14 protein-coding genes and 1 pseudogene are annotated in these 9,128 nt (G+C 46.1%); 12 read left to right on the plus strand and 3 right to left on the minus strand.

The genetic code is table 11. The features are described 5' to 3' along the window. Both G5B06_RS18085 and G5B06_RS18090 read left to right on the plus strand, forming a co-directional pair. The coding region (locus G5B06_RS18085; RefSeq protein WP_173772686.1) for a TnpV protein at positions 1 to 314 on the plus strand (314 nt) is incomplete at its 5' end. A 16-nt stretch (positions 315 to 330) separates the two neighbouring features. Beyond that, a complete protein-coding gene (locus tag G5B06_RS18090) occupies positions 331 to 630 on the plus strand; it encodes a hypothetical protein (protein ID WP_002596315.1) in 300 nt (99 codons plus the stop codon). 27 nt (positions 631 to 657) lie between these two features. On the opposite strand, the gene G5B06_RS18095 is transcribed toward G5B06_RS18090, so the two are convergent. After that, positions 658 to 1,026 (minus strand): helix-turn-helix transcriptional regulator, encoded by a 369-nt coding sequence (locus tag G5B06_RS18095; protein WP_005933665.1) that lies wholly within the window; start codon positions 1,024 to 1,026, stop codon positions 658 to 660. 292 nt (positions 1,027 to 1,318) lie between these two features. On the opposite strand from G5B06_RS18095, the gene G5B06_RS18100 reads away from it, so the two are divergent. The 10 genes from G5B06_RS18100 (at position 1,319) to mobQ (ending at position 8,638) form a co-directional block, all read left to right on the plus strand. After that, positions 1,319 to 1,810, plus strand: coding sequence for an RNA polymerase sigma factor (locus G5B06_RS18100; protein ID WP_256163714.1), 492 nt, complete (start codon positions 1,319 to 1,321; stop codon positions 1,808 to 1,810). Further along, complete coding sequence (locus G5B06_RS18105) at positions 1,807 to 2,580, plus strand: hypothetical protein (RefSeq protein ID WP_016300379.1); 774 nt, start codon at positions 1,807 to 1,809, stop codon at positions 2,578 to 2,580. The genes G5B06_RS18100 and G5B06_RS18105 overlap by 4 nt, the downstream gene beginning before the upstream one ends. Beyond that, complete coding sequence (locus tag G5B06_RS18110; protein WP_173740193.1) at positions 2,565 to 3,440, plus strand: ABC transporter ATP-binding protein; 876 nt, start codon at positions 2,565 to 2,567, stop codon at positions 3,438 to 3,440. The genes G5B06_RS18105 and G5B06_RS18110 overlap by 16 nt, the downstream gene beginning before the upstream one ends. Next, a complete protein-coding gene (locus G5B06_RS18115) occupies positions 3,433 to 4,539 on the plus strand; it encodes a hypothetical protein (RefSeq protein ID WP_016300381.1) in 1,107 nt (368 codons plus the stop codon). The genes G5B06_RS18110 and G5B06_RS18115 overlap by 8 nt, the downstream gene beginning before the upstream one ends. Positions 4,540 to 4,544: 5 nt before the next feature. Continuing rightward, positions 4,545 to 4,718: a cysteine-rich KTR domain-containing protein gene (locus tag G5B06_RS18120; RefSeq protein WP_081026450.1), complete on the plus strand. Its 174-nt coding sequence runs from the start codon at positions 4,545 to 4,547 to the stop codon at positions 4,716 to 4,718. Between the two features lie 527 nt (positions 4,719 to 5,245). After that, a complete protein-coding gene (locus G5B06_RS18125) occupies positions 5,246 to 5,659 on the plus strand; it encodes an RNA polymerase sigma factor (RefSeq protein ID WP_007860240.1) in 414 nt (137 codons plus the stop codon). Between the two features lie 103 nt (positions 5,660 to 5,762). Continuing rightward, a complete protein-coding gene (locus G5B06_RS18130) occupies positions 5,763 to 6,215 on the plus strand; it encodes an RNA polymerase subunit sigma-24 (protein ID WP_173740192.1) in 453 nt (150 codons plus the stop codon). Positions 6,216 to 6,225: 10 nt separating this feature from the next. Further along, positions 6,226 to 6,687 carry an RNA polymerase sigma factor gene (locus G5B06_RS18135; RefSeq protein WP_173740191.1) on the plus strand — a complete coding sequence of 154 codons (462 nt, stop codon included), beginning with the start codon at positions 6,226 to 6,228 and terminating at the stop codon, positions 6,685 to 6,687. Positions 6,688 to 6,715: 28 nt separating this feature from the next. Beyond that, complete coding sequence (locus G5B06_RS18140; RefSeq protein ID WP_015536525.1) at positions 6,716 to 7,006, plus strand: DUF3847 domain-containing protein; 291 nt, start codon at positions 6,716 to 6,718, stop codon at positions 7,004 to 7,006. Positions 7,007 to 7,192: 186 nt separating this feature from the next. Further along, positions 7,193 to 8,638: a MobQ family relaxase gene (mobQ, locus tag G5B06_RS18145; protein WP_097780861.1), complete on the plus strand. Its 1,446-nt coding sequence runs from the start codon at positions 7,193 to 7,195 to the stop codon at positions 8,636 to 8,638. Between the two features lie 107 nt (positions 8,639 to 8,745). Here the strand turns inward: mobQ and G5B06_RS18150 are convergent, their stop codons facing one another. Together G5B06_RS18150 and G5B06_RS18155 are read right to left on the minus strand one after the other, a co-directional pair. Beyond that, positions 8,746 to 9,036 (minus strand): type II toxin-antitoxin system YafQ family toxin, encoded by a 291-nt coding sequence (locus G5B06_RS18150; protein ID WP_002596328.1) that lies wholly within the window; start codon positions 9,034 to 9,036, stop codon positions 8,746 to 8,748. Next, a pseudogene (locus G5B06_RS18155) lies at positions 9,033 to 9,128 on the minus strand (type II toxin-antitoxin system antitoxin, RelB/DinJ family); the annotation flags it as partial. The pseudogene G5B06_RS18155 and the gene G5B06_RS18150, both read right to left, overlap by 4 nt.

Raw genomic sequence — 9,128 nt, forward strand, 5'->3', positions numbered from 1 at the left:
TACCCAACCTAAAACTTTCTGAACAGCCGGAAACTTCTATCGGCAAGTACGGCAGAATGCGAAAATCCTACCTAAAGGAACATCGCCCCATTCTCTACAACCAACTGCTGATGAGCGAGAAGCTGTATCCGCACCTGATAGAGATTGACCGGACAGCGCAGGAGCGTGTGGACACCATGTTGCCTCACATGATGGAGACTGCGGGTGTCACGGAAGAACTGAAAGCCTGTGATCCTATGCGTTGGGTGGGGCTGATGAACACATTAACGGCACAGATTGAGGAAATTTTAATCAGGGAACTGATTTGCAGCTGAATGGGAGGTGCGGGAAATGCTGACCTTTGAAAAGGTTTTGAAAGTGTTTCAGGCATATCTGGAGGATGACCCTCTGTATGAGGTGGTTCAGACCAGTCATGGTTATACATTGATGGCATGGGAACCCCACCGGAATGACTGGTACAGCGCTGAAATACAGAAAACCCCGGAGGATTTACGGAACGCTTTGTTGGGTACATACGCCAACTTTCTGGAAGATAAGATTACTGGAAATGACCGTGACCTGACTGTGACAGAAACCGGAGAAATCCAGCAGAGGTGTCGGGAACTTTTGGAAAAGTGCCGGGAACCTTGATATAGAAATGCCAGAAGGAGGCCGCGATTATGCGTCCTCCTTCTGCTTCGCAGTCTGTTCCATTTTGAGCGCCCCGTCTATGGCACCTTCGATAATCGGCAGGTATTCTTCAGGGCAGAGTTTCAGCTTGTGGCTGACCCGCTGCCGCTGTTCGCTTTCTTCTCGCATAATCTCCGGGTTAAAATACCGTTCCACGGGAAGTCCGCAGACCTTAATCAACTGGATCATCACAGGCAGGCTCGGAATCGCACCTTGATTCTCAATGTTGGCAAGATACCGCCATTCAATCCCAACCATTTCTGCCAATGTTTTTCGTGCCAGACGCTTTGCCTCTCGTGCAGCTTTGACATCTGCGCCGAAGGTTTCAAAACCGGGACAATCTTCAACTTTCGCCATATAACATCACCCAGTTACATTGTATAATTCATACTTTGCCCGTGGAATGTTGCTATATGCAGGTTGGTTGAAGTTTATAATTCATATATTACATCTTATATTTTTCAAGAACAGGAATTACAATAGAAGGGAAATGAAAAAAGTAAAAGAAAAATTTCTAAAGTTAAATCCTTTTGGGTTACTCAGTTGTATATTAAGTGTAAGGCGTTTTACACATGGAAGGCGGTGACACGGTATCGAAGATTTCATACTAATTAAAAAAATCCAGTCGGGTGACACAGATGCATTTGAGATAATTGTCCGAAAATATTATCAGTCAATTTATCTATTTTGTTGTCGGCGATTGAACGGCAATCCAGATACCGCCGCAGATATTACACAAGATGTTTTCTTGAAATTGTTGGAGAATATTCAATCAGTACGAAAGATCGGGAAATTTCAAAACTACCTGCTAACGATTGCTGTTAATACCTGTAACAATTATACTAAGAAAGCAAAACCCCTGTATATGGATTTAGAAACTCTTGAAGATATAGAAGATACTGATAATGCCTTTGAAAAAATTGAGCTTAACGAACTTAAAGCGCAAATTCAATATGCAATCAACACATTACCGGACTATCAAAAAGAGGTCATCATTTTACGATTTTATTATGATTTGAAAATCCGAGAGATTGCAACCATTACAAAAGCTAGTGTTTCTACTGTAAAATCTAGGCTCCAACAGGGGATTAAAAAACTGGAACGATATTTGGCTGATTTTAGAGGAGGCGATAATGTATGACCCAAAAACAAAATGGTGTATTAGAATGGTTGCAGAGTTGTGAAACGCCTGCTCCATCTGAACCTAAAATTAAAGCAGTAATCGTAGCTGGAAAAAGTTACATGAATAGTTCTGAATTCAATAAAAATTCAATGCGAGATATTATATTGAACCAACTTCAATTTCTGCCGCTTTCTTTCTGGATTGTTCAAATAATACTCACTATATGTGCAGTATTATTAGCATGTATCCTGGGCCAATGGAGGGTTCCATTTTATTATCCATTGACAATCCTTGCAGTTATGGTTCCATTCCTTGCGTTATTAGGTGCAATAGAAATATCTAAAAGCAACATCTATGGTATGTGGGAAATTGAACAGTCTAGTAGAACAACGCTGGTAAAAATTGTAGCAGGTCGTATGCTGATTATTGGAGTAATCAACCTTTTCCTAATAACAGTCATTTTAATTTCAATGGCATATATTTACCAGAAATCAATGATTGAAATGGTGTTGTATGGTTTGATTCCATTTAATATTTCTTGCACTTGTTATCTTTTTATATGTGCGAAAAGCAGGACAAACGATAGCTTGTATCATTTAATCGCTTGTATGATTTTTCTTTCTGGAACATTTTCTCTTGTACTCCATCAGCGATTTATATTTGAAGCGTCTATGTTCTGGGGATGGATTGGATTTTATGTGTTATCTATTATCCTATTAGGGAAAACACTTCAACTGTACTTGAAAAAAGAAAAAATGATTGGAGAATTGATATGGAACTTACAATAAATGATCTTTCAAAAGAATATGGAAGAAAAAAAGCTGTAAATCATTTCAGCGTAAAATTAACAAATGGTGTTTATGGTCTACTCGGGGCAAATGGTGCGGGCAAGACAACTTTGATGCGAATGATTTGCGATGTCCAAACTGAAACGAAAGGAGCCATTTTTTTTAACGGGAAAAACATTCATGATTTGGGCGAGAAATATCGTAATATCTTAGGCTACCTGCCACAAAATTTTGGCTATTATCCTAACTTTACAGCGTATAAATTTTTGATGTATATCTCTGCAATAAAGGGGCTGCCACCTAAAAAAGCCCATAATCGCACAATGGAGCTGTTGCAGGTTGTTGATCTGCTCACACAGAAAAACGAAAAAATCAAAACTTTTTCCGGCGGTATGAAACAACGCTTGGGAATTGCTCAAGCATTACTAAACGATCCCCGTATTTTGATTTTGGATGAACCTACAGCTGGACTTGACCCGAAAGAGCGGGTGCGGTTTAGGAATCTGATTAGTTCTTTGGCAGAAAATAGAATTGTAATTTTGTCCACTCACATTGTTTCTGATGTTGAATATATCGCAAATGAGATTCTGATTATGAAAAATGGCGAGTTAATTCAACATGGTTCTCCAGAAAAACTTTTGAAGCCGATTGAAAAATGTGTTTGGGAATGTGATGTATCTCGAAAAGAGGCCGAAGAATTAGAATTGAACTATGTAACAGCAAATCTGAAACATAATAATGGTGCAGAACGGCTGAGGATTATTTCTCAAGAAGCACCATGCAGAACCGCTTGGAATGTTGATCCAACATTGGAAGATTTGTATTTATACTATTTTGCGGAGGTATCCGAGCATGAATGAAATGATAAAAGCAGAACGAAATAAAATATGTTCGAGAAAGCAAACACGAATGTTGTTTTTAGCTGGTGTGGTTCTTATCGTTGCCTATTTTTTCTTTTTTCAATTTAATTATCAAAATGTTTTCTATGATTATGACCTTGAAAAAATGGCATTAGCAAGCGGTTTTACAGCCATTGAACAACGGAAGGAAGTAGCAGAAATATTTGAAGGAAAACTCTCTCAAAATACATTACTTACTATGCAAGAAAAAATCGACCAAGCAAAACAAGCAACTGTTGGACAAGATGAAAATTCTGCTTTTTCTGCTGTTCATGTTTATCGTGACCAAGCGGCGATTCTGGAATATTTGACAAATTCTGATGGTAGTTTTAAGTCACTCGAAACAGCATATCCAAATAGTCCAACTGTGACTTTAGGATATTGCGATGGCTGGGATAAGCTATTATCTGGAATGGGGAGCATCTTGTCCATAATGATATGTTTAATTGTTGTAATCACTCTATCTCCTGTTTTCTCAGAAGAGTATGCACTTCATACAGATAGCATTATTTATTCGGCTCGGTATGGCCGAACCAAACTCACAACTTCAAAAATTATAGCGGCCTTGGAAGTTGTAATTGGCACATACCTCTTGTATTTACTGCTAAATTTAGTTCTGTATGGCTGTACCTATGGGTTACAGGGGTGGAATGTAAGCATTCAATCTTCATTACATTATGCTTCTTCAATATATAATTTGACCTTTTTGCAAATGTTCTTTATCTCTGTAATATTGAATATTTTTGGGATTGTAGCCTTGACAACTATTACATTGTTTTTAAGTGCTCAAATGAGTTCTCCTGTTACAGCGCTTATTACTTCTTGCGTCATCTGCTTCTTGCCAGTTGTGTTTGATTTTAATGATAGCCTTCCTGTTTTACAAAAAATGCAGGAAATTTGCCCGATTTTTATGCTTCATACAAACGGTATATTTTCTGATATGAAAACATATTTCGGTATGAGCCAGCCGGTCTTTATGATCATCCTTAATGTTGGATTGATATTCGTATTTTATAGACTAACAAAAAATATATCAAAGAAACATCAAGTTACGGGGTAATTTTGATGAAAGAGACAAGTTGGGTTAGTTGTCCTATATGCCATAATAAAACCCGAATAAAAATACGAATTGACACGGAATTAAGGAATTTCCCCTTGTTCTGTCCAAAATGTAAACAGGAAACGCTCATTCATGTAAAGCAACTGAATATATCCGTTATTAGAGAGCCAGACGCATAGACGCAGAGCCGATAACACGCAGGCTAACATGACTGCTGTTATCGGCTTTTCATATTCTTTTAAACCTGCCCCGCCTAATGGGGAAAGAAAAAAACCGTAGCTGGGCAGGTTGATTTTGTGCGCTTACTCTAGATACCCTGGCGGCGGTTTTGAGAAATCAGAGCCGCCGTTTCTTTTCGTCTACGCTAAACCAACGACGACCTAACACCGTGTAAATCCACGGCGGCACATAGGAGGATTGCCGCCGTGTCTATTTTTGCCTTTTTTCACAGTCCCCATGACCTGCACCAGCTAAAAAAAGCCTGTTCCCAGCAGCGGAGCAATGCGGTCAGAAGTATGCACTATACCATGTAACTAAACAGCAAAATATACTCTATTACGCTCGTATGGCTTTATGCCGTCCGGGCGCTTTTTTGTCTCTATGGAGCCGGAACATCGGGTCAGCATGGCCCGAACTTTATCCCCGGTGCCGTTCTCCGCCGCCCCATTCAGATTTTCCCGAAAAAATCTGAATGGAGGAAAGGCAGATGGAAGTTACCATCAATTATAACGGACAAGCTGTGGCCGTGGAGGTCACGCTGGAAGTCTATGAATTTCTTGACCGGGCCGATCACAAAACGGAGAACCTGTTCCATGAACAGCGGCGGCATTGGGATGGCCGGGAGTTTGACGAGTACATCATTACCACCGAGGGTGTAGGGGTCTACGGCGAAACGCCGGAGGAATACCTTTGCCGCATGGAAACGCTGCATGAGCTGATGGCTGTTCTGGACACCTGTACCGAGGCCCAGCGCCGCCGGTTCCTGCTCTATGCGCTTGACGGGCTGAGCCTTGCAGAGATCGGTGTGCTGTGCGGCTGCTCCAAAGTGGCTGTGTATCAAAGTGTGGAGGCGGTCAGAAAAAAATTTATAAATTTCTTTGAGAACAGGCTTAACGAATGACCTGTTTTCTGGCTACCAAGTGAAAGGGATCATTTCCCTTATCCCAGCGAGGGGCGGACAGCGGACGAGCTGTCCGCCTCTCCCATTTTCAGGAGGTAAGCCTATGAAAACAATCAATCTGCGGTGGATTTATCCCCACTACCGGCACGACGAGTTTGTAGAGGTCAGCGACGAGGTCTGGGAGGCCATGCGGCAGGCCCAGCGCGAGATGAACAACTATGAGCGCCGGAAGGTCTACCACCGCGCCTGGTACTCCCTGGACGCATATAGCTGGACGGAGAACTACGCGCTGGAACACGGCAGATCGCCGGAGGATATTCTGGTGGAGCGTGAGGAACGGGCCGCCCGCCTGCGGCTGGTTGCCGCCCTGCTGGTGGCTTTGGCTCATACCACTCCGACACAGGCCCGCCGTGTTCACGCCTACTACATTGCCGGTATCAAGCAGCCGGAAATCGCCCGGAGAGAGGGTATCCATAGCAGTAAGGTCAGCGTTGCCATCCACCGGGGGCTGCGGAATATGCGCCGCTGCTATGATGACCTTTTTCAAACAGAGTGAGGGCGTGCCTATGCAGACCATCAATCTCAAACAATATTATCCATTTTGCAAAGAGGACATTTTTGTGGAGGTGTCCGATGAGATCGTCGAAGCGTTTCTTCTGGATAAGAGAGCCGAGGCCGCCAGAGATCGCAAGATGTTCCGGTATAAGGCGTTTTATTCCCTCGATTGTAACGATGGAATCGAAAATGCCGCCATCGGCTGGGCGCAGCCATCGCCGGAGGATCATCTGATAGAAAAAGAAGAATTAGCCGAATACGAAGAACTGATCCGGCGATTGTATGAAGCCATTTCTTCCCTGCCGCCTATGCAGGCTCGCCGTGTCCACGCCCGCTATATGCTGGGTATGAAAGTGAAAGATATTGCCGCAATGGAGGGTATCACGCCAGCACAGGCGGGAAAATCCATCCATGCCGCACTGCGGAGGCTGCGCCGGTACTTTGCGCGTCAGAAATGGACGGTCAATCTATGAGCGTTTCCAAAGAAAAGAGGTGCATGACATGAACGAAAAAATTACAGCACACCCCCAAAAAGAAGAACGGGAGAAAGTCCTGAAGGAGATCCGGCAGCTTGAAAACCGAAAGAAGATTTTGGAGAACAAGCAGCGGAACGAAGAACGCAGGGTTCGCACCCGCCGTCTGATTGAGCGTGGAGCCATTTTGGAGGGGATTTTCCCGATGGCTCCCAACCTTTCCGGCGCAGAGGTCAAAGCATTTTTGATTGCCCTGTCCCATCTTCCGGGGGCTGCGGAATTAACCGCAAATCTGCCAAAATCCGGGGACACACCATAAGTCCCTTGTTTACAAGGGCGCACTTATACACCGTTGCCGGTGCTGTGCGCCCTGCCGGGGGCGTTGCGTACTTCGTCCACGATGGGAAGCTACGCTCCCCAAACCCCTTGTGCGCTCTGCGCAGCCAGACACCCACTTTGCGTTTGTCCGGCTCCACAGAGCCTGTTATCCCCTCACTGAAAGGAGGTGTTCCCCATAGATTTCTGTCATATCCCCATCAGTATCATCAAGCGCAGCGCAGGCCGTTCTGCTGTTGCCGCAGCTGCTTACCGCAGCGGAACCAAGCTGACAAATGAATGGGACGGCATGACCCACGACTACACCCGGAAAGGCGGCATTGTTCATGCGGAGATCATGCTGCCTGCCTACGCCCCGCCGGAATTTGCAGACCGTTCTATCCTCTGGAACAGCGTGGAGCAAATCGAGAAAGCAAGGGACAGCCAGCTTGCCCGCGAGATTGAGGCAGCTTTGCCCCGCGAACTGTCCATAGAACAGCAGCTTGCCCTTGTCCGGTCCTATGTGAAGGACAACTTTGTGGACAAGGGGATGTGCGCCGACTTTGCCATCCATGACAGGGGAACCGGCAACCCCCATGTTCATATCATGCTGACCGTCCGGCCCTTAAAAGAAAACGGCGCATGGGGCGCGAAGTGCCGCAAGGCATACGACCTGGACGAGAATGGACAGCGTATCCCGGATGGGAAAGGCGGCTGGAAGAACCACCGAGAGGACACCACCGACTGGAACGACAAAGGGAATGTGGAGATTTGGAGGGCAGCGTGGGCAGCCTACACCAACCGGGCGCTGGAATCTGCCGGTAGACCGGAGCGCATTGACCACCGCAGCTACAAGCGGCAGGGCATTGATAAAATCCCCTCTGTCCATCTGGGGCCAGCCGCCAGCCAAATGGAAAAGCGCGGTATCCGCACCGACAAGGGAGAAGTAAACCGGCAGATCGCCGCCGACAACAAGCTGCTGAAAGAAATCAAAGCCCGCATTACCCGTCTTTATCGCTGGTCGAAAGCCGAAACGGAAAAACCACAAACACAGCAAAGCAGCTTGACCGCCTTGTGGGAGGCCCAGCAGCAGTTGGACGCTCCCCGCACCCGCACCGGCAAAATCCGGGCTTTGCAAGAAAGCGCTGCACTATTCAGCTTTTTGCAGGCAAACGGCATCCAGTCTATGCAGCAGCTTCATGAAAAAATCGCTGATATGAACAGCCGTTACTATGACCTGCGCGGAAAGATCGTCAAGGCCGAGCGCCGGATCACTACCCTTACCGAGCGCGGGGAGATGTGGGAACAGTACAACCAGTACAAGTCCATCCACAAGCAGCTTGCCAAAGTAAAGCCGGAAAAACGGGAACAGTTTGAACAGCGCCACAGCCGGGAACTGATCCTCTATGACGCAGCAGACCGGTATCTGAAAGAACTGAAAGACAACGGCGAGGCAATCACCCCGAAGGCATGGCAGCGGGAAATCGACCAGCTGACCGCCGGAAAGCAGACGGATACGCTTGCCATGAAATCAATGCGGGAGGATTTGAAAGCAGTGGAACGGCTCCGCAAAACCGCCGAGCAGTTGTCCCGACAGGAACGGGACAAACCTCACGACCGGGAACCGGAGCGGTAAGGGCTACCGCGTTTTGGCGTACTCCTTTTAGGTGCGTCGCGTTTCACGACACCCTTTTGCACACAGAAAAACCGCCGTACAGGTTTCCCCATACGGCGGCAGTCGGTTTATTTGCCGAACAAGTCGCTGTGTGTGCCGGTGCGGGCCAGCGTCAGCACCAGAACATCATCTTCTATGCGGTAGACAAGCAGCCAGTCCGGGAGAATATGACATTCCCGATGGCCTGCCCAATCGCCGGACAGGTCATGGTCACGGTTCTTATCCGGCAGCGGTTCGCCCATCGCCAGCAACGCTACGACCTGCTCCAGCAGCTCGATCTTCAAACCACGCTTGATGGCTCGTTTGTAGTCTTTTTTGAAACTGGTCGTGTACTTGACGGTATATTTGGTTTCTTTCATCTTTTCAGGTCAGCAAACAACTCGTCAAGGTCATTGTAGCCCTTTACAGACGGGTCTTTTGCAATCCTTTCCGCTTCCAGCATGGCAGCAAC

It is taken from the genome of Blautia luti (genome assembly GCF_013304735.1).
GTDB lineage: Bacteria > Bacillota > Clostridia > Lachnospirales > Lachnospiraceae > Blautia_A.

Coding starts and splice junctions, on each gene's coding strand:
- G5B06_RS18140 (WP_015536525.1), top strand. CDS start 6,716: ATGAACGAAAAAATTACAGCACACCCCCAAAAAGAAGAACGGGAGAAA.
- G5B06_RS18110 (WP_173740193.1), top strand. CDS start 2,565: ATGGAACTTACAATAAATGATCTTTCAAAAGAATATGGAAGAAAAAAA.
- G5B06_RS18130 (WP_173740192.1), top strand. CDS start 5,763: ATGAAAACAATCAATCTGCGGTGGATTTATCCCCACTACCGGCACGAC.
- G5B06_RS18125 (WP_007860240.1), top strand. CDS start 5,246: ATGGAAGTTACCATCAATTATAACGGACAAGCTGTGGCCGTGGAGGTC.
- G5B06_RS18095 (WP_005933665.1), bottom strand. CDS start 1,026: ATGGCGAAAGTTGAAGATTGTCCCGGTTTTGAAACCTTCGGCGCAGAT.
- G5B06_RS18115 (WP_016300381.1), top strand. CDS start 3,433: ATGAATGAAATGATAAAAGCAGAACGAAATAAAATATGTTCGAGAAAG.
- G5B06_RS18135 (WP_173740191.1), top strand. CDS start 6,226: ATGCAGACCATCAATCTCAAACAATATTATCCATTTTGCAAAGAGGAC.
- G5B06_RS18090 (WP_002596315.1), top strand. CDS start 331: ATGCTGACCTTTGAAAAGGTTTTGAAAGTGTTTCAGGCATATCTGGAG.
- G5B06_RS18150 (WP_002596328.1), bottom strand. CDS start 9,036: ATGAAAGAAACCAAATATACCGTCAAGTACACGACCAGTTTCAAAAAA.
- G5B06_RS18120 (WP_081026450.1), top strand. CDS start 4,545: ATGAAAGAGACAAGTTGGGTTAGTTGTCCTATATGCCATAATAAAACC.
- G5B06_RS18105 (WP_016300379.1), top strand. CDS start 1,807: ATGACCCAAAAACAAAATGGTGTATTAGAATGGTTGCAGAGTTGTGAA.